This window comes from Afipia sp. Root123D2, assembly GCF_001425835.1.
In the GTDB taxonomy this organism is placed as follows: domain Bacteria; phylum Pseudomonadota; class Alphaproteobacteria; order Rhizobiales; family Xanthobacteraceae; genus Afipia.
Genome location: NZ_LMDP01000005.1, coordinates 14632 through 38057, shown reverse-complemented (window position 1 = coordinate 38057; position 23426 = coordinate 14632). Strand labels below are relative to the sequence as shown.

At 58.2% G+C, this 23426-nt stretch carries 19 protein-coding genes and 1 pseudogene; 10 read left to right on the top strand and 10 right to left on the bottom strand.

Annotated features, from left to right (window positions below; genetic code table 11):
* Nucleotides 1-268: 268 nt before the first annotated feature.
* A pseudogene (locus ASC80_RS23300) lies at nucleotides 269-772 on the bottom strand (efflux RND transporter permease subunit); the annotation flags it as partial.
* Between the two features lie 990 nt (nucleotides 773-1762).
* Here ASC80_RS23300 and ASC80_RS21650 point away from each other — a divergent pair.
* A complete protein-coding gene (locus ASC80_RS21650) occupies nucleotides 1763-2977 on the top strand; it encodes an OpgC domain-containing protein (protein ID WP_502690998.1) in 1215 nt (404 codons plus the stop codon).
* Nucleotides 2978-3231: 254 nt separating this feature from the next.
* Here ASC80_RS21650 and ASC80_RS21645 read toward each other — a convergent pair whose 3' ends face one another.
* A complete protein-coding gene (locus ASC80_RS21645; protein ID WP_044409067.1) occupies nucleotides 3232-3882 on the bottom strand; it encodes a methyltransferase family protein in 651 nt (216 codons plus the stop codon).
* 545 nt (nucleotides 3883-4427) lie between these two features.
* Here ASC80_RS21645 and ASC80_RS21640 point away from each other — a divergent pair.
* The 9 genes from ASC80_RS21640 (at nucleotide 4428) to ASC80_RS21590 (ending at nucleotide 15845) form a co-directional block, all read left to right on the top strand.
* Nucleotides 4428-4817, top strand: a complete 390-nt coding sequence (locus ASC80_RS21640) for an SPW repeat protein (protein WP_044409064.1) — start codon at nucleotides 4428-4430, stop codon at nucleotides 4815-4817.
* A 1806-nt stretch (nucleotides 4818-6623) separates the two neighbouring features.
* Complete coding sequence (locus ASC80_RS21625) at nucleotides 6624-7178, top strand: sigma-70 family RNA polymerase sigma factor (RefSeq protein WP_044409056.1); 555 nt, start codon at nucleotides 6624-6626, stop codon at nucleotides 7176-7178.
* On the top strand, nucleotides 7175-7816 hold the full coding sequence (locus ASC80_RS21620) for an NrsF family protein (RefSeq protein WP_044409053.1): 642 nt from the start codon (nucleotides 7175-7177) through the stop codon (nucleotides 7814-7816). The genes ASC80_RS21625 and ASC80_RS21620 overlap by 4 nt, the downstream gene beginning before the upstream one ends.
* A 298-nt stretch (nucleotides 7817-8114) precedes the next feature.
* Entirely contained in the window at nucleotides 8115-8414 is a 300-nt protein-coding gene (locus ASC80_RS21615; protein ID WP_056302046.1) for a hypothetical protein, read from the top strand.
* Nucleotides 8415-8445: 31 nt separating this feature from the next.
* Nucleotides 8446-8706: a hypothetical protein gene (locus ASC80_RS21610; RefSeq protein WP_044409050.1), complete on the top strand. Its 261-nt coding sequence runs from the start codon at nucleotides 8446-8448 to the stop codon at nucleotides 8704-8706.
* A 316-nt stretch (nucleotides 8707-9022) separates the two neighbouring features.
* Entirely contained in the window at nucleotides 9023-10543 is a 1521-nt protein-coding gene (locus ASC80_RS21605; RefSeq protein ID WP_044409047.1) for an efflux RND transporter periplasmic adaptor subunit, read from the top strand.
* Complete coding sequence (locus tag ASC80_RS21600; protein ID WP_044409044.1) at nucleotides 10540-13737, top strand: efflux RND transporter permease subunit; 3198 nt, start codon at nucleotides 10540-10542, stop codon at nucleotides 13735-13737. The genes ASC80_RS21605 and ASC80_RS21600 overlap by 4 nt, the downstream gene beginning before the upstream one ends.
* 147 nt (nucleotides 13738-13884) lie before the next feature.
* A complete protein-coding gene (locus ASC80_RS21595) occupies nucleotides 13885-14277 on the top strand; it encodes a copper-binding protein (RefSeq protein ID WP_044409041.1) in 393 nt (130 codons plus the stop codon).
* A gap of 422 nt (nucleotides 14278-14699) precedes the next feature.
* Complete coding sequence (locus tag ASC80_RS21590; RefSeq protein ID WP_173427338.1) at nucleotides 14700-15845, top strand: acyltransferase family protein; 1146 nt, start codon at nucleotides 14700-14702, stop codon at nucleotides 15843-15845.
* Between the two features lie 32 nt (nucleotides 15846-15877).
* On the opposite strand, the gene ASC80_RS21585 is transcribed toward ASC80_RS21590, so the two are convergent.
* From ASC80_RS21585 to ASC80_RS21550, 8 genes are all read right to left on the bottom strand, one after another.
* On the bottom strand, nucleotides 15878-16351 hold the full coding sequence (locus ASC80_RS21585; RefSeq protein WP_044409038.1) for a DUF411 domain-containing protein: 474 nt from the start codon (nucleotides 16349-16351) through the stop codon (nucleotides 15878-15880).
* A gap of 48 nt (nucleotides 16352-16399) precedes the next feature.
* Nucleotides 16400-17335, bottom strand: a complete 936-nt coding sequence (gene copD, locus ASC80_RS21580; protein WP_044409035.1) for a copper homeostasis membrane protein CopD — start codon at nucleotides 17333-17335, stop codon at nucleotides 16400-16402.
* The gene (copC, locus tag ASC80_RS21575; protein WP_044409032.1) at nucleotides 17335-17700 is read right to left on the bottom strand and encodes a copper homeostasis periplasmic binding protein CopC; all 366 of its coding nucleotides are present in this window, start codon (nucleotides 17698-17700) and stop codon (nucleotides 17335-17337) included. Before copC ends, copD begins: the two co-directional genes overlap by 1 nt.
* A 30-nt stretch (nucleotides 17701-17730) precedes the next feature.
* The gene (locus tag ASC80_RS21570) at nucleotides 17731-19599 is read right to left on the bottom strand and encodes a multicopper oxidase domain-containing protein (protein WP_044409029.1); all 1869 of its coding nucleotides are present in this window, start codon (nucleotides 19597-19599) and stop codon (nucleotides 17731-17733) included.
* 148 nt (nucleotides 19600-19747) lie between these two features.
* Complete coding sequence (locus tag ASC80_RS21565; RefSeq protein WP_056302044.1) at nucleotides 19748-20953, bottom strand: OpgC family protein; 1206 nt, start codon at nucleotides 20951-20953, stop codon at nucleotides 19748-19750.
* An 11-nt stretch (nucleotides 20954-20964) separates the two neighbouring features.
* The gene (locus tag ASC80_RS21560) at nucleotides 20965-21930 is read right to left on the bottom strand and encodes an FkbM family methyltransferase (RefSeq protein ID WP_244487338.1); all 966 of its coding nucleotides are present in this window, start codon (nucleotides 21928-21930) and stop codon (nucleotides 20965-20967) included.
* Nucleotides 21931-22011: 81 nt separating this feature from the next.
* Nucleotides 22012-22317: a copper-binding protein gene (locus tag ASC80_RS21555; protein WP_044409024.1), complete on the bottom strand. Its 306-nt coding sequence runs from the start codon at nucleotides 22315-22317 to the stop codon at nucleotides 22012-22014.
* Between the two features lie 12 nt (nucleotides 22318-22329).
* Nucleotides 22330-23403, bottom strand: a complete 1074-nt coding sequence (locus ASC80_RS21550; protein WP_056301846.1) for a lipid II:glycine glycyltransferase FemX — start codon at nucleotides 23401-23403, stop codon at nucleotides 22330-22332.
* Nucleotides 23404-23426 lie beyond the last annotated feature (23 nt).

Sequence of the window (23426 nt, the reverse complement as noted above, 5' to 3'; positions counted from 1 at the left end):
CCGTGAGTGCTACAAGCCGTCGGATCGACCAGCGTTTCATGACATTGAATGCTCGCACTAAAGTATGCCGAAAACAATTTCTGGCAGCATGGAACACCGAAACGGCAGAGTTGGCACAATGAGGCGATAAGATTTCTCATCTGAAGAACAAGTATTTTACGAGGGCCGCGCCGATCAGCACCAACACGACGAGTGCGACAACGCCGAAAAGACCCATACCCCACATCATCCCGCCGCCCATCATATCCTGCATCATCATTTCCTCCGCTCACTCGGCAGCCTCCCGAAGAAGTACGGATTCCATCCCGTCCTCCGAGATTGAGGCATACTTCGTCGGTAGCCGCCATACCTTGATGAGACCGTAGATCGCCGGAATTACCACCAAGGTGAGCATAGTCGACGACATCATTCCGCCAATCATCGGCACCGCGATACGCTGCACCACCTCCGAGCCGGTGCCGGTGCTCCAGAGGATCAGCACCAGGCCCGCCATGATGGGAACAACCGTCATCATCTTCGGCCGCACGCGCTCCACAGCTCCGCGCATGATGGCCTAGTGCAGGTCCATCCGGGTAAACGGCCTGCCCTGCCGGACACGTTCTTCCCTTACCTCCACGATGAGCGTTTCCGTGAGCTTGCGGAAATTGAGGAAGAGCAAGAGGAAGATGATGATCAGCGTCACCGGTACGACGATCTCGAGGCGCGCGATGGCACGCTCGAGATATTCCTACTGGCCGCCGCTCCAGACCACGTAATGACCCGGTGGGAACTCGTGGATGTAATCACAGCTGATCTTCGACGTCCATCGGCTCTTGAAATTGACCTGTGCGCTCCGCTTTGATTGCCGCCCATGTTCTTCATGCACATAAACATCATGAGCGCGCATGGCAGTACAAACAAAAGGGGTAACAAGGCGCCAGCAGGCAGCTTGCCATCGAGCTCGCCGCTGACAGCCAGAATGGCGCCGACGATGACGAGCACGCAGACCACCATCCAGCCCCATCCACCGAGCCATTTATCCCACTTTACAGTCGCAGAAGAGTCAGGCCGTGTACCTGTCGATTTTTCATTCGGTCCCATCATCTTCTCTCCTAATGCTGTGACGCCAAGATACGAAAAAGAACTGTGACCTTCCCGTCATTGAAAGGTAGCAACTGTCATATTCGCAACAAACCAGCGTCCCGCCACGCGGTCGACGCGCCACGAAGTGAGATCTTGATGATAACTTCGCAAAGCGCTCCGGACAGGTTACACGTTCACGGATAGGTGACACTGAAAAGAATTGGCCGGGTTTGTAGTGCCCAATGGACCAGCCAGTGGAACAGCACCTAATGCGCATCGTGCAGACGCTGTCGTGCAAGCCACTCAAGACTTAACCGCGGTTATGATCACCATAGCGAGAAGCGGCGCCTAGCCTCTCACGTCAGCGTGAACCTGTAACCGACATAGCGATATCTCCGAACTTATTGTGAGGAACGCTAACAGCCGGCGTCACGAGACCGCTTGTGAGCGGTGACCTTAAATGTAGGCGAACAAGTTAGCGCTGGACTCGGGGGCCATGGTCGTCGCACGAAAACGATTCTCATCGCGTACATCGACTGAGACGCAAACAATCCACCCACAACGTACCCAATCCCCGGTACGGGGTTTTCCAATCGTGTTCCGCTTCTTCGAAAATCCCTGCGATCGCAAACAGACCCGCGTCAAGCAAGCGTTTAGAAAATAAAAGACGATACGCATGCGCATTAATGCCACCCCTCCAATGAGCGGACGCGACCTTCGCCTTGATCTCTTCCGCGGCATTGCTAACTGGGCGATCTTCCTTGACCATATACCAAACAACGTTGTCGCGTGGATCACGACCAGAAACTATGGCTTCAGCGATGCAGCGGAACTCTTCATATTTATGTCAGGCTATATGACATCTCTGGTCTGCGCGAACATCATGATTCAGCGCGGTTTTGTTGCGGGAACGTCTTGGTTGATGAGGCGCGTCTGGCGGCTCTACGTTGCACACATTTTCTTGTTTGTGTTGTATGTAGCCGTGATCGGCCATGTCGCACAAAGCTACGCTAATCCCGAGCTCATAAATGAATTCAATATAGCCGGGTTGCTGCACAACCCGTTCGATGTCCTTACCCAGGGCTTGCTCCTCCGTTTCAAACCCCTCAACATGGATGTGCTCCCCCTTTACATCGTGCTTTTGGCAGGTATGCCGCCAATTCTATGGCTTATGTTGCGATTGCCCAACGCTACGATGCTAGGATCATTGTGCATATACTTCGTTGCACGAGATCTCGGCTGGAATTTATCCTCCTACCCCCGGGGGGCGTGGTATTTTAATCCTTTTGCATGGCAACTACTGTTTGTCCTTGGTGCGTGGTATACCGTAGCTGCAATCCGATTGCGTCCCCTCACCAATTCGCGAGCCCTTCGTTACGTTGGAGCCGCCTATCTGCTGTTTTCGCTTGTGATGACGATGACAGTTCATATCCCATATCTGGCAAACGAACTCCCAAAATGGCTTTTTGACGCATTCAATCCTAACGACAAGACCAATCTCGCCCCTTACCGCGTGGTCCACTTCGTATTCTTTGCACTCTTTGTCACAAGATTTCTGCCGAGGAACTGGCGCGGTTTGAAATCTCGCATTCTTCAGCCTCTAATCAAATGCGGTGAGCAATCATTAAACGTCTTTTGTTCGGGAGTTCTTCTATCATTTTTGGCCCATTTCATATTGGAGACCGGCTCACGCACAGTGTGGACAGAAATCCTCGTCAGCGTAGCTGGGCTTTCGCTGATGACTGCAGTTGCGTACTTTGTGTCTTGGTCCAAAACATTGGATATACCACGACCGCTTTTCCTAGCGGGACGCACTGGAAAAGATGCGAGTAATGCTGCCAACAGCGATGATACTGAAACATCGACCAACCGTCCGACTTGGTTGGGCCGAATCGGCTTCTCTCACGAACGGTAGAAAACGGCGACATCAGGAAGCGCGGACGCTCGTTCTGGGCTAGCTATTTCGTTGAGTTTTCTACTGCGGCGGCGTCGATCAAGGTAATCGAATGCTCATCGACGAGCCCGCGGCGGTCATTGACCAGTCCCTTTCGCTTTCCTTGACCTCCGGTCCCCTTGCTCCATTCCGCAAAGAGCTTTCGCAATTTTGCGCGCGACGCTCTATCGCATGTCCAAATACACTGCTAAAATTTCTTTTTGTCGTCGCTCCTGCTATTGCTTCTCTCGAGACGGCCGGTCACCAAGAGCTGCACGCCAACAGCAACGATCCGGCAAGAACATCGGTACGCGCTTTTGATAGTTCTGATATTCATCGCCGAACCGTATGAGCATCTGCCTCTCCTCCTTTCGAGCCAGACGCTGGTAGGCGATGACGATGATAGGAAAGGCCGCAAGTGAAAATATTGTCGGCCAATGCACGACGCCTTCACCAAAAAGGGCGAGGAAAATGCCGCTATATTGCGGATGGCGCACAAAAGCGTAAGGCCCCTCGGAGGCGAGCCGTCTTTTTGCAGTCGCTCGATAAACCTCACGCCAACCTGCGATCAGCAGCGTGATCCCCGAAAATACAACCGTGTAGCCAATCGCCATCGAAACCGGCATCACCCACCAGTCGCCGGTTAGATAAACCCAGAGATTCTCGTCCCAAAAGTTGCCGGCGACGTCCAGACCGAAAATCCGCGTCAGTAGATAGATCGTAACGGGAAATCCATACATCTCGGCATAAAACGCAATGATGAATGCTTGCACGAGTCCCGCCCGGCTCCATTCACGCCAGTTGCTCGGCACGACAAGACGATAGAAAAACCATGACACGACGACGATCGAGATCGCTATGCCTCCCCAGAATATGTTTGCATGCATCCATCTGCCTCCGTCGTCGATACTCAATGATTCGCACGCCGTCGCGGATTTTCCCCGGCGATGCGACCTCCCGTAGTGTTTGCAGTCGACAGCTTGACCGCCGTCGGTTGGCCCCTTTGTGCTAGAGCGCGATCGCGATTTTCTCGTTCTCGCGCTGCAGATAGTTTGCCGGCGGCCGGTGAAACAGAAGCGTGCGGCGCGCACCAATGAATCGACCGCAGCTCCTCGGGTATCGCCATCCCTCGTGGGTTAGGGCAGTTGCGGTCCTTGCGCTTTTCCATTGCGCTTTGCATGCGCTTCTCAAATAAGTTCGGGTCAAGCGACCGCCCGGTTACACGAGATGAAGGCGAGAGCGGGATTTCTGCTGGCCACGGCTGTCTGGCCGCCGCGATTTCGGGGCGGGGCCGGCCCTGGCGACGATCGCATCGAACAGCGACGCCCGCTGCCCAACGTGACCGGTCCGAAAATCCTTGGAAAATTCCAGGTTAAAGGGGCTATAGTGTCATTGTAACTACATCGTGTGGCCTTCACAAAGCGAGGTCGCTATGCTCAAGCAAAGCTGGAAAACCGAAGCTATTATAGACGTCGCCAATCTCGCCCTGGGCGGGTTTCTGTTTCTATCGCCCTGGATATTCGGCTTCAGCTCTCGGCTCGGATGGCATACGTCTTGGATGGCCGGTGCCGCCATCGGCATCGTCGCTATTTTTTCGATTGCCGACCTCCTCAAGCCGGTCTCGATTCCGATGTTCTTCGAACAGGAGGAATGGATCAACCTCACTATCGGCGCGTGGTTGGCGGTCTGCCCTTGGGTTCTCAGCTTCCACGACGATGCCATGGCGATGCAGGTTCATCTCGTGGTGGGAATCATCGTCGCAACAATTGCCGTTGTCGAACTCTGGGCTCTGCATCACAGCTCGCCACATCAAAGGATATGATGCTTTTCGTGGCAGCATTCCAGTGAAAGCGAATGTTGAGGCTAGCGTTGCCGTGGGCGGAGCTGCAATGAAGAATGCCGTGCTACTAGGACTGGTCGCGTTGGGTCTCTTCCGCTGCCGCGTTGGCGGCGGATATGGTAAGGCCCCAAAGCGTTGCCATCTTCGTGGGATACCGTCACGGTAACCGGCCATCTGGAAGCCGGCGTCACGCTCAATGGGACGGGCCTTCGGACGGGATTAATTTCTGTCGTACGGCGCGGTGCTGCCGACGCACAAGATGCTGGCCGTCATGCAGGCGTGCGGCGGTTCTCCAATCGTTCAATGCTGTCAATCAATCCGTGTCCTCGGCCGATGGATGCGGACGATCGCGATTTCCCAACCAGTGATCGGTCGCAAACGCCTATGAACAATTCGATGCCGCCGGGTCGATGAAGCCGTCGTCCTCAGGGAAGAGCCTATAAAGTTCACGTTGTTGACATGCCGCGTAACCGGATATTTCACAGATCGTTACAGCGAGAGGAAAGAATCGGCCAAACAAACTCGCAGAGCGTAAAGTCGCGATCACGCGCTCCAGGGACACCAAGAAACCATAACCTCCTGCATCTCGGCAGGACAGAACCTTCCGATCTCACCAGGAAATGCAAAAGATCACGGCCGCCCGATCGCCTAACATTCTTGCGGGCATATTCGCCGGGATATCCTTCTGCGGTCCGTCATGCTTGTGTCCGTCGTGAAAACCAAGGTTGCGTTCCCAGAATGCGCGCGGTCAACGCCTAGTGCAGTGAAAATTAACATCGCTCAGGTTGAGCAACGACGTCGTTCTGCATCGGTCCTGGAATCAACCGTAACGACTTCAGCATGCTCCTGTCAGATCGCCAATATTCTCTTTTTATTCTCTCATGACCACGCAGTTGAAATGGCCCGCTATTGGGATCTAATCGAGCTTTGGATACTGAATCGCCATCCCGCATGAAAGATTCATGATGTGGGTTCGTTCCTGAGGGATGCCGTCATGCTAGGCGATGGGCACACCCGGAAATCAGTTCAACGAAGGCTTCCGCCGTTCATAACGTCGTACGTTTAGTACGCACGACCACATGCCTGTTTTCGGTCCGCCGCGATAGCTGCAAGTTTTCGGAAGCGAACGCAGGGTACCGACCCAGCCGTCGCGCGAGACTACGGAAGCCGCCCGCTCCGCAGGCTTGGTTCGGAGAGCCGAACCCATTTCGATCCCGTTCGTGTGCGCAAAGCTTGGCGACGCGGCAGCGATCAGCAACAGCGGCAGAAATGCAACCAGGCTTGATTTGCCCATTTTCGTCTCCCGGCTCGGCTTGATCGTCAGATCCTGAATGGATCGCATGTAGATGAGTTCGAGCGAGAGATCGGGCGGGTTACAGGTCACGACGATGTGAGCGCGACCGCATACTTTGGAGTCGGGCAGACGCGGCGACCGAGACGTGCCCTTCGTGCAAACCTCCCATATTCCTCAGTTCCGATCCCCCCGGGCCGCTCGGCCGGTTAACGTCGAAAGCCAGCTCTGTCGCCACAAGCGCCGTCTTCATCCAGAACCACTCGCAGAACTGTTCGATGGCCGAGGAATTCGTTGCGGCGCCGCAGCTTGCCCTCGTCAAAAGCACGCTATAATCCTCGGTCGGATCGAAGCGTTGAACGGTCTGATCGAGGAACCATGCCGATGTGCTATCTTTTTGTGATCTCTCCTGACCTCCGCCTGTCGCGGTCACTGCACTCACGATCCCGTGAGCGTGTAACCGCGGGCATTCTCCGTTCGAATCAAATGAGGGAGAGATGACAAAGGAGTCCGAGCTCAAAGCACTCATGACGGCGAGCCTCGAAGGCGATTCCAATGCGCATCGATCGCTGCTGACGGCTTTGAGCGGACATCTGCGAAGCTACTACAAGAGCAGACTTTTGCGATCCGGACGCGCGGCCGAAGAAACTGAAGATCTCGTGCAGGAGGCATTGATCGTCATCCATATGCAACGTCACACCTACGATCCGGAGCAGCCGCTGACGCCGTGGGTGTACGCTATTGCCCGCTACAAGCTTATCGACCATTTGCGACGCACCAGGACCACGACGGCGCACGTACCCTTGGAAAACGCCGAATACATCCTGGCATCCAACGACAACGCCGCCGCCGAAAGCCAGCTCGATCTCGCCAAGCTCTTTGAAAGGTTACCGGAACGAATGAGACTTTCGCTCCAATACGTGAAGCTCGACGGCTTGAGCGTGACCGAAGCCGCCGATCGTAGCGGGATGTCGCCATCCGCCGTCAAGGTCAACATTCACCGTGGGCTGAAGATCCTCACGGCATTGATTGCACGGGAGACCAAAGCGTGAAAACCAACGAATTGATTTCCATGCTCAGTTCGCAGGTCGACCCGGTCGACACGCGGGAGGTCGTCCGGAACGTCCGGAATGCAATCTTGATAGGAGCCGCGGCATCCCTGCTGGCGGTGGTCTTCGTCCTCGGCGTTCGCGCCGACCTCAGAGAGATGCACGCCAAAATCTTCCTACTCGCAAAACTGACCTTCAGTTTGTCAATCGTGATCTTGGCCTCGCATTACCTTGTCAAATACATCCGTCCTGGCGGCGAATTTGGGGTCCGGTTTGCCGTCACGGTCCTGCCGTTTCTCGCGTCCATGATCATCGCAGCCATCAGTCTTGCCACGGCACCGCGGTCGCACTGGGAGACCATGGTGTTCGGCAGTTACTGGCTCGAATGCCTGATCGCCATCCCCACGGTGGCGGTCGTACCGTTCGCCGCAATCATGGCGGCGGTCCGCCTCGCGGCCCCGACGGATTTGGTCCACACCGGTGCGCTCGCCGGGCTGGTCGCCGGCGGCGTCAGCGCGACCGCTTATGCTTTGCATTGCATGGATGACCTGCTTCCCTTCATTGCGCTCTGGTATGGGGGCACGATCGTGTTGTGCACGGTCGCCGGCGCCGTGCTCGGCCCCAAACTGCTGCGTTGGTAGGCTGGCATTGGGCGCGCCCGGGCATTGCGCGGTGGAAAGACCAAATTCTTACTTCGTCTACACCAACATGAATGCTGAAGGTCGCGGCGGCGGCGATGAGTGCAGCCACGATGGAAGACGGCATATCACCTGTTTGTCCGTGCCGAGAAAACCGCTCATCCGGTCGATCTCACGAAGGCGTGAGCATGTAACCGGCGTGCGCCCCTTCGCGAACTAATAGATGACGCTCGCCCTCTGAAGCGGGCGCCCAAAGTGCAATTGTCGTGCATGACAGGAGACCATGACAGGAGACGCGACCATGACGTGGTTGACGTCGGCGTTGGATAGGCGAGATCTGCGCCGTCGGATGCCCGGCACGTTTGGCTTCCGCAGCCGCACGTTGTGGCTGATTCTGGCCACGTCGGCGTTGCTTGCCGGAGCCGCGCTCGGCTGGCCTTGGCTCGTTGCGTCGGGCATCGGACCGTTCCTGCTGCCCGCACTCCCCTGTCTGGCGATGTGCGCCCTGCACCTGTGTTCTCGTGGCAATGCCTCGGGATGCGACCGACGCGAAGCGTCGCAGTCTGCACCAAACCGCACCGCAACTCGCGTTGACCAGTGACGCGAGTCCAAACTTTAGGAAAGGCAACAAGATGAAGATCACCACGCTCATCCCGCTCACATTGATTGCGTCCTTGGCGGCTTCCGCAGCCGTCCGGGCGGACGAGACGTCGACGCCGCCGAAGAAACCGACGGAAAACAATCAACCCATGATGGGCAACGGCTCACAGGGAATGATGAACATGATGGGCCAAATGCAGCAAATGATGGAAAGCTGCAATCATATGATGAAATCCAGCAACGAGCGTCACGACAAGCAGAATACGCCGGAACAAAAAGACGGCCGCGGATGAAACCAGCCGCGGTGGACCGTTCATCGCCGCCCTATTGTTTCGCAGCACGAAGGACCACTTGGGCGAAGCTTTCACGTCGTCGTGAATCTGTAACCGGTTCGGTATGCGGCGCGAACTAACAGGTGGTTCGTCTGCAAGCTCGTCTTGCCTTGCCGACGAACCGCCTCGGGTCCGGGCAATGGTTCGTGGGGATTGAAGGATCGTCAGATCATCCCGGGCGGGGGGGACGGCTCGCGATCTCCTTCCGAACGTCGAGCGGTCGCCAGAGGGTTCAATTGCATTCTTCCGCGCAAGCCGCATCAGGGGCACACTATTGATGGACAAGTTGACTGATTACCATCCATTCGAAGATGGACATATGACGCGCCGCGCCCGAGCCGGAAGATCGACCGCGAAACGGATCGTGCTCATGGTGTTCGCGATCAGCGCCCTCGCCGCAACGCTGGGACTTGGCTATCGTCTCGGCCACTCCGATCCGGCGTTGCCCGACTGGATCCCGCCACGCATCGCAGCCATGCTCGGATCCCACCCCAGCCAACCCGCAGGCTCAGGTCCGGTCATTTACTACCGCGACCCCGACGGCAAGGCGCTCTATTCCAAGGATGCCAGGACGACGCCGGACGGGCGATCGTATATCGCCGTTCATACCAGCGAAGACGTCAGCTTCGACAATCCTCGGGAAACCGCAGCGCCAACCCAGGACGCCAACTCCGGAGCCAAGCGAATTCTCTTCTATCGCAATCCAATGGGTCTTCCCGACACCTCTCCCGTCCCGAAAAAGGATTCGATGGGAATGGACTACATCGCCGTCTACGAGGGTGAGAACGACGCCTCCACGATCCAGATTTCACCGGGCAAGCTGCAGCGCACCGGCGTGCGCTCCGAGCCCGCCGCTCTGCGCACCGTGACGAGGCCCATCCGCGCCCCCGGAACGATCAAGCTCGATGAGCGGCGCGTGGCCGTCATTTCGTTGCGGGCGCAGTCGTTCATCGAAAGCGTCGAGAACGTTACGACAGGCGATCATGTCACCAAGGGACAGCCCCTTCTGAAACTTTATTCCCCGGATGTGGCATCCGCCGGCGCCCAATATCTCTCCATCGTCGGGGACAGTGCTGGAACAGCCAATCTCGCGGGGCGCAAGCAACTGGTCGAGGGCGCGCGGCGGCGACTCGAAAACCTTGCCGTGCCCGCCGACGTGATCGCCGACATCGAACGCACCAAAACGGTGCCGCTGACCATTACCTGGACGGCCCCCCGCGATGGCGTGATTCTGGAACGAACGGCGGTCGAAGGCATGCGGGCGATGCCGGGCGACGTGCTGTTTCGGCTGGCCGACACCTCCGTGATCTGGGTGATCGCCGACGTCGCCGAACAGGATATCGATGCCGTGAAGATCGGCTCGGCGGCAACCATCAAGCTCCGCAGCCTGCCGGGACGTGAATTCAAGGGATCCGTCGCCTTGATCTATCCCCAGGTCAACACCGAGACGCGCACCACCAAGGTGCGTATCGAACTACCCAATCCGGACGACGTGCTTCTTCCCGACATGTTCGCCGATGTTGAAATCGCGTTCGGTGCGGAAAAGCCCGTGATCGCGGTACCCAACGGCGCGGTGATCGATACCGGAGCGCGGCAGATCGTTTTCATCGACAAAGGCGAAGGCCGTTTCGAGCCGCGTGAAGTCAAGGTCGGCACGCACGGCGAGGACTACACTGAGATCCGCGAAGGGGTCGGCGAAGGCGATCGCGTTGTCGTTGCCGCCAACTTCCTGATCGATGCCGAAAGCAACCTGAAATCCGCCTTGCAGGCATTTACAGACGGAGAGAAATCGAAATGATCGCCCGCCTGATCGCCTGGTCGGCGCGGAATCTCATGCTCGTCCTGATCGGGACGGTATTCGCAGTCATGGCGGGCATCTATGCGCTGCGCACCCTGCCGCTCGATGCCATCCCCGATCTCTCCGACGTGCAGGTGATCGTCTACACCGAATATCCCGGGCAAGCGCCGCAGGTCGTCGAGGATCAGGTGACCTATCCATTGACCACCGCGATGCTGACGGTGCCGAAATCGAAGGTGGTGCGGGGCTTCTCGTTTTTCGGCGTGTCCTTTGTCTACGTCATCTTCGAGGACGGCACGGATCCCTACTGGGCACGCTCGCGCGTGTTGGAATATCTCAACACCGTAGCGCGCCGGCTTCCTGCCGGCGTGACACCCACTCTTGGGCCCGACGCAACCGGCGTGGGCTGGGTCTACCAGTACGCCGTCGTGGCCAAGAACATGACCCTCGCCGAACTGCGGTCGGTCCAGGACTGGATCGTTCGGTATGGCATTTCCAATGCCGAAGGCGTTGCGGAAGTGGCCAGCGTCGGCGGCTTCGTCAAGCAATACAACATCGTCGTCGATCCGCAGAAATTGCGCGCCCAGGGCATCTCGCTGGACAAGCTCCGCAGTGCCGTCCGGGCGAGCAACATGGATGTTGGCGGTCGCACCGTGGAACTGTCGGAGTTTGAATTCGTCGTCCGCGGCCGCGGCTACCTCAGGGGCATCGAGGACATCGAGAACATCGTGCTGAAGACCGACGCGGGGGCTCCGCTTCGATTGCGGGACGTTGCTCGCGTCGAACTCGGTCCGGACGAGCGGCGAGGAATTACCGAACTCAACGGCGACGGAGAGGTTGTCAGCGGCATCGCGTTGCAGCGGTTCGGCGCCAACGCCCTCACAGTCATCGACAACGTGAAGGCGCGCCTCGCCGAGATCGCTTCAAGCCTGCCCAAGGGCGTCGAGATCATCTCGGTCTATGATCGCTCCGAACTGATCAAGGCGGCCATCGAGACCCTCAAGGGCACGCTGCTCGAAGAGAGCATCATCGTTGCCTTCGTTTGCTTCATTTTCCTGCTTCACCTGCGCAGCGCCCTCGTGGCCATTCTGATGCTCCCCGTCGGCATCCTGATGGCCTTCGCCGCCATGAAATTCATGGGGCTCGGCGCCAACATCATGAGCCTTGGCGGCATCGCTATCGCGGTCGGCGCCATGATCGACGCAGCGATCGTCATGATCGAAAATGCACACAAGCACCTGGAGCGCGCGGAGCCCGGAACGCCGCGGACGCAGATCTTAATCAATGCGGCGAGCGAGGTCGGACCATCGCTGTTCTTCAGTTTGCTGGTGATCACCGTCTCGTTCCTGCCGATCTTTACCCTGGAGGCGCAGGAAGGACGCATGTTCGGGCCGCTCGCCTACACTAAAACATTTTCGATGGCCGCGGCCGCCCTGCTCTCGATCACGCTGGTGCCTGCCCTGATGGTCATCTTCGTCCGCGGGCGCATCATCTCGGAACACAAGAATCCGGTGAACAGGTTCCTGATCTGGGTGTACCGACCGGTGATCCGGTGGGTTCTCAACGCCAAGACATTGACGATCGTGTTTGCGCTGGTGGCGCTTGCGGTGACGATTTGGCCTGCCCGCCAACTCGGCAGCGAGTTCATGCCGAGCCTCAATGAAGGCACGTTGATGTACATGCCGACGACGCTGCCCGGTCTGTCCATCACCAAGGCGGCGGAGCTGTTGCAGACTCAGGATCGCATCATCAAGTCGTTTCCCGAAGTCGCGTCCGTCTATGGCAAAGCGGGCCGCGCCTCGACCGCGACCGATCCGGCGCCGACCGAGATGTTCGAGACCATCATCAATTTGAAGCCGAAATCGGAATGGCGGCCCGGCGTGACGATCGACAGTCTCAAGGCCGAGATGGACAAGGCGCTCCAGTTTCCTGGGGTGTCGAATGCTTGGACAATGCCGATCCGCGCTCGCATCGACATGCTGTCGACCGGAATCCGCACCCCCGTCGGGATCAAGATTTTCGGCAAGGATCTTGGAGAAATGGAGAAGATCGCCCGCGAAGTCGAAGGGGTGGTCAGATCGGTGCCCGGTACCTCAAGCGCCTACGCGGAGCGCGTGATCGGCGGATACTATTTGGAGATCATCCCCGATCGTTTGGCGTTGGGTCGCTACGGGCTGACGATCAGTGATATCCAGGACGTGATCTCCACGGCACTCGGCGGTGAAACTGTCACCACGACGGTCGAAGGCCGGGAGCGTTATGCCGTCAACATCCGGTACCCGCGCGCGTTGCGCTCCAGCCCGCAAACGATCAGCACCGATGTCCAGGTGCCGCTGGCGGCCGGCGGAAGCGTTCCGCTCGGCCAGGTCGCCAGCGTGAAATTGACCCGCGGCGCCACGTCCATTCGCACCGAGAACGGTCAACTCGCGGTTTACATCTACGTCGACATTACCGGTCGCGATCTGGGCGGCTACGTCGCGGAGGCGCAGCAGGCGGTCGCGCAGAAGGTCAAGTTTCCGCCGGGCTATTATGTCTCTTGGAGCGGGCAATTTGAATATCTGGAGCGCGCGGAAGCGCGGCTAAAGATCGTCGTGCCGGTGACATTGCTGATCATCTTCCTGCTGCTCTATCTTAATTTCCGGAAACTGGCCGACACCCTTATCGTGATGTTGTCGCTGCCGTTCTCGCTGGTCGGCGGCATCTGGTTGATGTGGTGGCTGGGATTCAACATGTCGGTCGCCGTCGCCGTTGGCTTCATCGCGTTGGCCGGCGTCGCGGCCGAGACCGGCGTCGTCATGCTGATCTACCTCGAACAGGCCATGGCCGAATTGAAGGCGGAACGCGCGGCTACCTGCGAGCCTTTCACGCGCGTCGATCTGTACGACGCGATCATGGTCGGCGCGGTGGACCGGGTGCGGCCCAAGATGATGACGGTCGTCGCTATCATGGCGGGCCTGGTGCCGATTCTCTGGAGCACGGGGACCGGCTCGGAGGTCATGCAGCGCATTGCCGTGCCGATGATTGGCGGCATGGTTTCGTCGACCGTGCTGACCCTCGTGGTCATTCCCGCCATCTTTGCGATCGTCAAGGGATACGGGTTGCCAGCCTCGCCGTGGCACGGCGAAGAGAAAGACGGTGGACATCGGAATTTGACGCCGACGCTAGACCTGCATCGTGCGGAGAACGTGCAATGATGGAAGAGCGGCCTCACAGAATTGCGCGTCGGAAACGGCGGCAATGGACGCGAAGACGGTCCTAGCGGCTCCCGTTCAATCGTTCATCACCAGCAACCCACGCCCTCGTGGTCTCTGCCAATCATCAAGCCAAACAGGAGAATATCTATGTACTTCGTCGACAACCATCGCTGGACCTCGCGTCCCGGGGTTCTTGCCGCCGCGCTAATCAGCGCAACCCTGACGCTGCAGATAGGCTCCGCGTCCGCGCAAGGCGGCACGGGCATGTCTGACATGAAGAAGATGGCGCCGATGAGCGACGCGAAGGCCGCAAAGAGCGCGACCGCCACCGGTACGGTCACGGCGCTAAACGCCGCGGATCACAAGATCACCTTCGATCACGGTCCGATTCCCGCCATCAACTGGCCCGCCATGACGATGGAGTTCGCGGTTGCACCGTCGGTCGATCTCGCAAAGGTGAAGACCGGCGACAAGGTCAATTTCACCCTGAGCGGCTCCGGCGGCACCTATACCGTCCAGTCGATCACGCCGGCGCCTTGACGCACGCGGCGGACGGAATCGGATCGCACAAGCCCTGGCCGCGAACGAGTCGTATTCGAGAACTGCGGCCATGGCCGCGGTTGTCGAAAACCTGTTTCGATTAGGGGCAGCAATTGTAACAGTCGCACGAAGCCAGGAACGACGCTGGAGCTGGAAAACCCAAAGTGAATATTTGGCAAATGACTGCCTGGACAGGCGTGCCTTCAATTCAACCTTTCAGAAATGCCTGTCGGTTAAGATTTCAGGGGCGCTCGGTCGTCGCCTTTCCGATGAGAGAGGTCGGCGACCCGCTTCCGATCAAGTCTCTCAGCTCGCTCGCGTCCTCGTAGATTCATACCGTTGGCGCACTTCTTGCTGATGATTGAAGCGGCGGTTCATGTCGTAACGATCCGGCACATCACGCCGTTCAAATAGGTGGGAAGATGGCACTAACCCGTGTCGGAGACATTCTTGATCCGAAACAGAACAACTTTACCCTGTTACGTCTACTGGCCGCCTCGGCCGTGGTCATTTCTCATGCAGTTTTCTTACACTCTGGTCACAAGGCCGATGAAATCCTTTCGAGCATCACCTACTTCAATCTGGGTGATCATGCCGTCAATGTGTTTTTCGTTCTGTCCGGCTTAACGGTTGCCGGAAGTTTCGCTAAATCGCCCTCTATCACTGAGTTTACGATTGCGCGCGGCCTCAGAATATTTCCTGCACTCGGGGTCTGCGCACTGCTCCTGGTCCTCGTAGGAGCAATCGTTACGACTTGCACACCGACGCAATTCCTGTCGGACACCCGTGTTTGGCGGTACGGCTTGAGCACCCTGCTTCTGGGTTCCGCGGCCACAGGTTTGCCCGGCGTTTTCGGCGAGAACCCACATCCTTCCGTCATGAATGCATCGATCTGGACGCTGAAGTATGAAGCGGCGTGCTATTTGTTGCTCGCATTTGTCGGATGGCTTGGGTTTCTGACCAAACGGCGGTTTGCTTGGCTGCTCGGCCTCTCGTGGGCTATTGCGGGAGGAGTTCTGTTCGTTCGTTTCGGACACGACACAACCCCTCTCGATCAGGCGGCGCGCTTTTGGTTGTGTTTTTCTCTAGGCATCGGATTTTATGTTTTCCGGAGCCAGATCGTTTTGTCTGCCTTCGGGGTGGGCGCAGTATCCGTTTTGTTTTGGCTTACGATTGGATCTCCTCTTGAGCGCATCGTTTCGCTTTTTGCGACAGGGTACGCAATTGTCTGGCTTGGAAAACTGCCCATCGGTCGTCTGCGCAGCCTCACCAATCGCATCGATCTTTCCTATGGCATTTACATATTCGGCTGGCCAATCACACAAACATTGATGTTGGTGCAGCCAAGCATCAGCGTTTGGTTGCTAACACTGCTTTCGCTGATGTTGGCCATGGCTGTCGCACTTCCATCGTGGCTGTTAATCGAGCGACCTGCTATGCGCGCGCGCAGAACCATCTCGACTTCAATTGAAGTACGCATTGACCGTCTGCGTCAGCGATTAATATCAAAACCCATGGATGAGACGGCACAACATACAAGGTCGATGCAGCCAATTACCGACAAGTAGGTCCAGCTAAATATTTGGCTGCTCGCACCACTTCACCCAACGGGACGCACGCCTTCGAATTCCATGTACGCGCGTCGACCGCCCGGCCCGAACAGAACAACGGCATATCGTTCGGGCGTGCCGCCCTCCATACCGGGCGACCCCACTGGCATTCCCGGGACCGCCACGCCTGTCGCAACGGGGCGCTCTTTCAATAGGCGCTGAATAGCCGCCGCCGGAACATGTCCCTCGATGACGTACCCGCCCGCCTCGGCCGTATGGCATGCGGCGAGATCGGTCGGGACGCTCAAGTGCTTTCGGATGCCCTGAAGGTTTCTCTCTTCTTGAACCGCGACGCTGAACCCCGCAGATTCCAGATGCCGCACCCAGCCTGAGCAGCAACCGCAACTCGGATCCTTGTGAACACGGATAATGGTGCTCTGTGCAGCGTCGGAAACCGCCGGAGCGATCAATGCCACCGCGACAATTCCCAGTGCGCTCCGCCGCGATAAGTTACCTGTGTTCATCTTGAGCCTCCTTCCAAGCGGATCATCCTTTACATAATCCCATTGTCACTACCCGGCGGCCGGCTGCATCGTGCCGAGAATGCTGACCGCCAGGAGAACCATCCATCCCAAGAACTGCTCTCCAAGCACGTGGTTGCGCAGCCTGGCGGACGACCTCGTCAATCCCTCGGCCGCATCCTTTCGAATCCTGCCCATCGACGGAACGAGCCAGAATCGGTTCGCAATCGCAAGCGCGAGCATTCCACCGAACAGGGCAAGCTTCCCGAGAAGGATTTGGCCGTACGGCGTGTTCAGCAATCCGGACAGCGATCCGACCAGAAACCAGCTATTGACGAAGCCGGACCCGATCAACGCGGCGACTGCAAGATATCCCATGCCGGAGAACCGCATCAGAATTCGATCCATGTCCTTCGGTCCGACGTTCAGGTCCGTTCCGAGGTAGCGATGCAGGATCAACGCCAATGGAATGAGGCCGCCGAGCCAGACTCCGGCGGCAAGAAGATGTACGGCATCGGCAACAATGTGCATGACGCCAGCCCAGCCTTCCTCAATCTGGGCGTGACCCGTCCCCGCCAACGATGCCAAAAGGATTGCGGCCAGGAGTGGCATCATCCAATTCTGATGATACGCCGTCCCCTTCGAACGGAGACCCCGGGCCGCCACGCCAACCATGAGGGTCGCAAGGAGCATGCGCAGAGTCCAAACAGTACCAAAACCCGTGTCGTGGACGACCGCCCACAGCGTCTCCGCATCGAGGAGATCAGCCATGCTGCCGCTCATATTCGCGGCCGCAAACGCAAACCAGCATAGGCCGCTGAACAGTGCTGCAACGGCGATCCACAAAATCCAGCGTTGCCGCCAGCGGCCCAAGACGCCCGGTTCGGCTCCCGCGTAGGCATAGAGCGGAAACAACGACAGCCCCGCGAGGGCCGTTGTCGCCAGATAGTGCAAGAACCGCGCGATGATGAGTCCGGCTTCGATCATCAGCGGGTCACGCTGAACGAATAGGTGCCCTTGACGCGATGGGTGTCGTCCGAGACGGCGTGCCAATCGACCTTGTACTCGCCGGGAGACAATTCCTCCTTCACCGGGACCACCAGCCGCTTCTTGTCGGCCGGGTCTGCCTGGGATTTCCCGGTCGCAATCGTTCGGCCCGCTTTGTCCTTGATTTCGATTCCGGAGAATTTCGGTATCACCACTTCATTGAAGGTGATCCTGATCTGCTTGGGCGACGACGTCGTCGCGCCAGCGGCGGGTTCGGAGGTCTCGAGTTGCGGATGAGCAACGGCTGCTCCGCCTGAAAAGATTGCTGCGATCAATGCAATGGCGATCGTTGAAGCCTTCGACATTTGTTTTCCTGTTTGCGGTGAAGCGGAAGCTCATTTCACGTCGAGAACGAGCATCAGGCCTCCGCCGCCCTGCTGCTCGACATTGTTGTTCGCCGTGTGATGCGGGATGTGGCAATGCACCAGCCATTTGCCGGGTTTGCGCGCTGTCCAGATAACGTCATAACGCTGGCCGGGTCCGACATTGACGGTGTCCGCCTGATATCTGGCACCTTCGTTCAGGGTTACGCCATCGACGGCAACGACCTCGAACGGTCCGCCGTGAACATGCATAGGATGCACGAAATTATTGTTGGTGCCGATGAATCGCAACTTGATGGTTTGACCGACCTTCATGGCAACGGTATCGGTCGAGGGATAGGCCTTGCCGTTAATGGTGAAATAGTTCGGGAACGCTCCCTCCATCAGCATGGCCGGATAGGTCAACCACTCGCGTTTGAGCCATTCCTGCAGCTGGATCGTGTAATCGAGGTCGGCTTTGACTTCGGCACCGGGGTCCTTGGGCGCGATCAGCAACGCGCCGTAGAGTCCCAGCGCCTGCTGGCGATCCGGATGGTCGTGGCTGTGATAGAAATACGTGCCGCTTTGCCCGACCGTGAATTCGTAGGTGTAGGATCCGCCGGGCGGCACCGGTTTCTGGGTGATCTTCGCCGGACCATCCATCTCGTTCGGGACGATCAGCCCGTGCCAATGAACGGTCGTGGTTTCCGGAAGCGCGTTGTGGAAATTGATGCGGACGTGATCGCCCTCGGTCAACTGCAACCGCGGTCCGGGCACCTGGCGGTTGTAGGCGTAGGCTTCGACCGCAACGTCCGGCAGAATGTTCCATTGGATGATGGAAGCTTCGATATCGAATACCTTGACCCCGTTCTCGACGCGCGGTTCGAGCACGCGGTCGCCCTTGGCATCGGGCGGCGCCTTATAGACGACCTGCCTTGGCTTGACCGCCGCCATGTCCTTCATCGCCTCGCCCGGAAGATCGAAGGTGTTGATCATGCCCGGAGGCATGATGGCGCCGTCTACGTCGCGGACGCTCAGACCCAGGTTCACAGAAAATCCCGGCACCACCATTCCGGAGATCAGAAGAAACGAAGTTACCCCGGCCAACGCGACCAACTGCGGGACCGTGGCCTCGCTGCCCATCCGGTGACCGCCCCCATGCTGCATTCCGCCATGGTGTCCGGCTTCGCTCTGTTTCCCATATGCTTCCTGACGCGGCTGCGACGCCCCGCCCTCTGCCCGCACGGTCATCAGACCATGTTTGATCTTCTTCTTCACCATCCAGACGTTGAACGGGTACGCCGTCGCAAACCCGACCATGACGCCGAGCGACATCACGCCCCAGAAGACCAGTTCGAGCGGGTCCATGGCGCGCATGTCACGGCCCATCATCAGCAGGCTCATCGTCGGCGCCATTCCCGCCATCATGGCGTTCATGCTGATGAACTCGGGCATGAAGCTCTTGCGCACGTTCTCCCAGTACGTTCCGCCCATCATCTTCTTCATGAACAGGGACTGGAAGATGAAGAGGCCGAACGTGAACCCGGCAACGTACTCGACAATCAGGTCGATCCACATCGGAAGGCCCAGGAGCGCCGTTATTGTGGCCGCGAGGATGATCCCAGTGGCATCGCCGGCGACGCAATGGATGGTGCTTCCAATCCCCTGCTTCCACAGCGGAGAGGTGAACCGCTCATGCTCGCCGGGATGCGGCTCTTTGTCCGCCAGCACGTAAAGTAGCAGACCGAACGGTCCCATGTAGAGCGTGACGAGGATGAAGCCCCACTTCATCACCGTCGGCTCAGGATTGCCGTTGAACTGGTCGAAGGCGACGTACGCGGCGGAGGCAACCGCGATGACGAACCATGCGATCAGGAAATAATCATAAGGAAGCGCAATCATAGAGACCTCGCTTAAGCCCAGTCGCTGCGCGTATTGATTCGCATCGACCGTAGGCTGGTTACCGGTTGTCCTTTAAACGTCCGAGACGTCGTATCGTTCTTCGCAGCTATGTCGCCTGCGCCGCAAAACGCGAAAGTCCTTTGGTTCGTCATTCATTCCCTCCTTTGGGCCCGATTGCGGCGGGCGTTACCGATAGTTTGGGTGCGCGGACATCAAGCGTTCGGGACCAGGTCCGATAGAGCGCGACGGCCGTCATCAGCAGAAGTCCGCCGACGCTCACCCCGATCTGGGTAAGCATACGGTCCGAATACATCTCCAGAATGAAATGTCCGACGAACGACAGAAAAATCCCGATGCAGAAAACCTCCAGCGACCTCTGACCACATACGATGATCGGACGAACCAGGCTCGAACGAAGGCCGTTCCAGTCTCGCGGAACGAGGTGAACCACGATCACCGCAAGCGCCAGAAAATGAACAATCCTGTAGGGTGCAAGATTGGTTTTCTCACTGAGAACATCGAACAGGGGTGACAACGTCGATACATCAAGGCGAGCACCAACTGTTACGACGAATGCGAAAACCACGAATGCAATGCTCGCGATCAGGACTGTTCGGGTCCGAGCCAACGCTTGCGCCCGGGCGGCGCCGCCCAACGCCGCCCATGCTCCCATCGTGAACGGAAGCTGCCATGTGAATGGATTGAAGTACCAGCCGCCCGCGGGATAGGCCGGAAAATTCCAGCCGAAATGGCGGGCCAGCAAATAGACCGCGATTGCGGCAGCCAGCGCCGTATTCGGAGTCCGCATCATCAGCATCAGCAACGGGGCAAAGCCCGCCATCAACACGATATATAAGGGCAGGACGTCCAGATTAAGCGGCTTGAACTGGAGAAGGAGGCCGTGTGTGAGCGTCGCCACCGGTCGCTCTATCAGCCCGGCCACGTTGAACTCATCCAGCAAGTGGGAATGTCCGTAGTCCTGCGCGACGTAGCCGATCGCCGCGGCGTAGAACACGAACAATAGGACATGCGCCACATAGAGCTGCCACACCCGGCGGATCAGCAAGGCCGTCCCCGCGAGATATCCCTGCGCGGCCATCCTGCGTGCGTAGATGAACGCCGCGGTGTAACCGGAAATGAACACGAAAACGTCCGCGGCATCGCTGAAGCCGTAGTTTCGCGTGGTCACCCATGCCACCGTATTGTTCGGAATGTGATCAAGGAAGATCGCCCAGTTCGCCAGTCCGCGGAACAGATCCAGCCGCAAGTCGCGCCCCAAGGATGATGATCTGCGTACTCCATGGCCTTCGACCGTGCCTCCGCTAGGCGAACCTGCATTCGGTGCGCACCGCATGTCGCCCTCGGTCATCGGCAAATCCATTGCGCAGACTGCAATCGGTCTTCCCAAACCGAGCTTCGCGTGGCGAATACGTTGTAGCCGACCCAACGATATCGCTTCACGCGATCCAGCACCGCCGGACCTTCGACGCGAACGAAATGACAATCGGCGGGGTCGAAGATGTAGAGCCTCAACGCGGCCTCATTCATCAAATGATACGAAACACCGTGCGCCCGATCCGAGCCGTGATCCTCGCAGATCAAAAGCGAATCTCCGGACAACAAGTTCTTTGCGCCTTCGATTGCTTCGATCTCTACCCCTTCGACATCCAGCTTGATGACCGTCGGCGCCTGTGCATCGAGGACGCTGCCAAGTAGGCCGTCGAGCGAGACTCGTCTCACCGCTCCGTGATCGTCATCCGCAACCGCATAAGTCGAAAATGCCTCATGTCGTCGTCCCGCGACACGCACGAATCCGCCTGTGCTGCCGCCGATGGCCGCGTTCACGCAGCGATACCGGTTGCCATTCAATCCAGCATTCAATGCGAGCCGCGCGGCGTTATCGGGTGAGGCTTCGATCGCCAGGACGGTCTGGCGGCCGAACGGTTCGCTCGATGCGAGAACCGACCAATAGCCGAAATTGGCCCCGCAATCGACGAAGGTGTACCTGATGTCGGCGACGCTCTTCAGAAACACCTCGATCTCTTCTTCGTAGTCGTACCGATCGTTGAGGATTCGGCTCCAGTATCGATCACAAAACGGAATCGCAAATCTTGCATCTGCATTCAATCCAACGACGATGTCGCGTTGCGCGACGGCGCTGGAAACCACGTCGCACCCCCATCCGTAACCGCGGTGACCGAACGGCCGCGTAACGACGGAGCCGATCTGCAGTGCGTAGACCGCCATTTGGTCGACCAGGCTTGCCCCACTTAGGTTGCCGCTCTGGCGGTCGTAGAAAAACTCTGCATCGGCCCCATTGTTACGACGCAACGATCCCTCCATCCTAAAACTCCTGCTCCGCCGCATTCGACGCCGCCGAACCTGAGGCCGACGGCGTCGAAAAGCCGGGTGCTATTTCTGCTTCTCGATCTTGGTGACGGTGATGCCAGCCGTTGCCCGTTCGGCCTGGAATTGCACCTTGTCGCCGACCTTGACCTGTTTGAGCATCGCCGGGTCCTGAACGCGGAACACCATCGTCATGCCGTCCTCGTCCATGTCGAGGTTCTTAATCGGCCCGTGCTTCAAGGTGATCTTGCCGGCGGACTCGTCGATCTTCTTGACTTCGCCCTTGGCCATGTCGGCCTGCGCCATTACAGCGGCTGACGACAAAGCGAAAGAGATCGCGACAATTCCCGCGATGAAGTTGCGTGTTTTCATTTTCACTCCTCTTCAGTTACTTCGCCTTCCCTCGGAAGGCCTTCTTTCACGCTGCCAGCGCTGGATCCTGTTACGTGCGTCACGGAGGGCGAACAGTCCTCCCACGACCACGCGCGCGGTCACATCGGGGCAGTAGTGAAATTCACGGACGGCAAGCAGAACGCCTCGTTTGCCCGCGAGTCCCTTTTTGAATTGCCGGATTCCCGGATCACCGGGACCGCCGAGTTCGTACCAGCGCACCTTCGTGTTTTCCCGCAGCCAGCGCATGACGTGCCATTGCAGGACGTATCCGGCGTTCAGTGCGGTCGCCTCGTCGCTGGTCGCCCCGAAGACGTAGTAGGCGAGATCGCCCACGACGCTGAAAGCGATCCCGCCGATCGGCTTTCCATCGTGATACGCCAAGGCAATGCGCATCTTCATTCGTTCCGGAAGCCGCATCAGGTCCGGAATGGATGCGGGCAAATCGACGCCCGGATAGTTCAGGTTCTTGCGCCGAACCATCTCGGCATAGATCTCCTGGAAGGTCTTGATGTCGGCCGGAGCGTCACCGATACGAACGTCAAGGCCGTGCGCAAGACCCTTGCGGAGATTATAGCGCCATCGCTGATCCAGGCTTTTCTGCTGCTCCGCCTCGTCGAGCGACGCATCGACGAAATAGCGGTCAAGCATCGATGACTTGGAGTCCGTAAGACCCATTTCGGTCAGAATTTGCGCTTCGATCGGATAGAAGTCCGGATGGGGACGCGGACGGAGGACGAGGTAAAGCTTTCGCCGCCGACAATATTCGTCCACCAACGCTCCCACCACAGTCCGGTAGTGCTCCGGGTCGGGAGCAACGTCAAAGGGGCGCCAGAACGGCGCGAAGCGCACGAGCGCCATGCCGCGGCCGAGATAAGGCACGAGATACAATCCGATCCGGGCACCTGCGACGGGAGTGCTCTCGCGCCGCAGCAGAATATGGCTCGATCGTTCGCCCCGTTGTCCGGAGCCGTAGATTGCCGTCTGCTCGTAGTGGACGTCGGCGAACGTCCCCATCGCCGCGTGCCATCCGTCGTCCGGCACGCAGTCGATCTGGCGTTCGTTCATAACATCACCCTGCATGACAAATA

Excerpts from the sequence above, each read along its gene's own strand:
- ASC80_RS21650 (WP_502690998.1), top strand. The coding sequence starts at position 1,763 with ATGAGCGGACGCGACCTTCGCCTTGATCTCTTCCGCGGCATTGCTAAC.
- ASC80_RS21645 (WP_044409067.1), bottom strand. The coding sequence starts at position 3,882 with ATGCATGCAAACATATTCTGGGGAGGCATAGCGATCTCGATCGTCGTC.
- ASC80_RS21640 (WP_044409064.1), top strand. The coding sequence starts at position 4,428 with ATGCTCAAGCAAAGCTGGAAAACCGAAGCTATTATAGACGTCGCCAAT.
- ASC80_RS21625 (WP_044409056.1), top strand. The coding sequence starts at position 6,624 with ATGACAAAGGAGTCCGAGCTCAAAGCACTCATGACGGCGAGCCTCGAA.
- ASC80_RS21615 (WP_056302046.1), top strand. The coding sequence starts at position 8,115 with ATGACGTGGTTGACGTCGGCGTTGGATAGGCGAGATCTGCGCCGTCGG.
- ASC80_RS21610 (WP_044409050.1), top strand. The coding sequence starts at position 8,446 with ATGAAGATCACCACGCTCATCCCGCTCACATTGATTGCGTCCTTGGCG.
- ASC80_RS21605 (WP_044409047.1), top strand. The coding sequence starts at position 9,023 with ATGGACAAGTTGACTGATTACCATCCATTCGAAGATGGACATATGACG.
- ASC80_RS21600 (WP_044409044.1), top strand. The coding sequence starts at position 10,540 with ATGATCGCCCGCCTGATCGCCTGGTCGGCGCGGAATCTCATGCTCGTC.
- ASC80_RS21595 (WP_044409041.1), top strand. The coding sequence starts at position 13,885 with ATGTACTTCGTCGACAACCATCGCTGGACCTCGCGTCCCGGGGTTCTT.
- ASC80_RS21590 (WP_173427338.1), top strand. The coding sequence starts at position 14,700 with ATGGCACTAACCCGTGTCGGAGACATTCTTGATCCGAAACAGAACAAC.
- ASC80_RS21585 (WP_044409038.1), bottom strand. The coding sequence starts at position 16,351 with ATGAACACAGGTAACTTATCGCGGCGGAGCGCACTGGGAATTGTCGCG.
- copD (WP_044409035.1), bottom strand. The coding sequence starts at position 17,335 with ATGATCGAAGCCGGACTCATCATCGCGCGGTTCTTGCACTATCTGGCG.
- copC (WP_044409032.1), bottom strand. The coding sequence starts at position 17,700 with ATGTCGAAGGCTTCAACGATCGCCATTGCATTGATCGCAGCAATCTTT.
- ASC80_RS21570 (WP_044409029.1), bottom strand. The coding sequence starts at position 19,599 with ATGATTGCGCTTCCTTATGATTATTTCCTGATCGCATGGTTCGTCATC.
- ASC80_RS21565 (WP_056302044.1), bottom strand. The coding sequence starts at position 20,953 with ATGCGGTGCGCACCGAATGCAGGTTCGCCTAGCGGAGGCACGGTCGAA.
- ASC80_RS21555 (WP_044409024.1), bottom strand. The coding sequence starts at position 22,317 with ATGAAAACACGCAACTTCATCGCGGGAATTGTCGCGATCTCTTTCGCT.
- ASC80_RS21550 (WP_056301846.1), bottom strand. The coding sequence starts at position 23,403 with ATGAACGAACGCCAGATCGACTGCGTGCCGGACGACGGATGGCACGCG.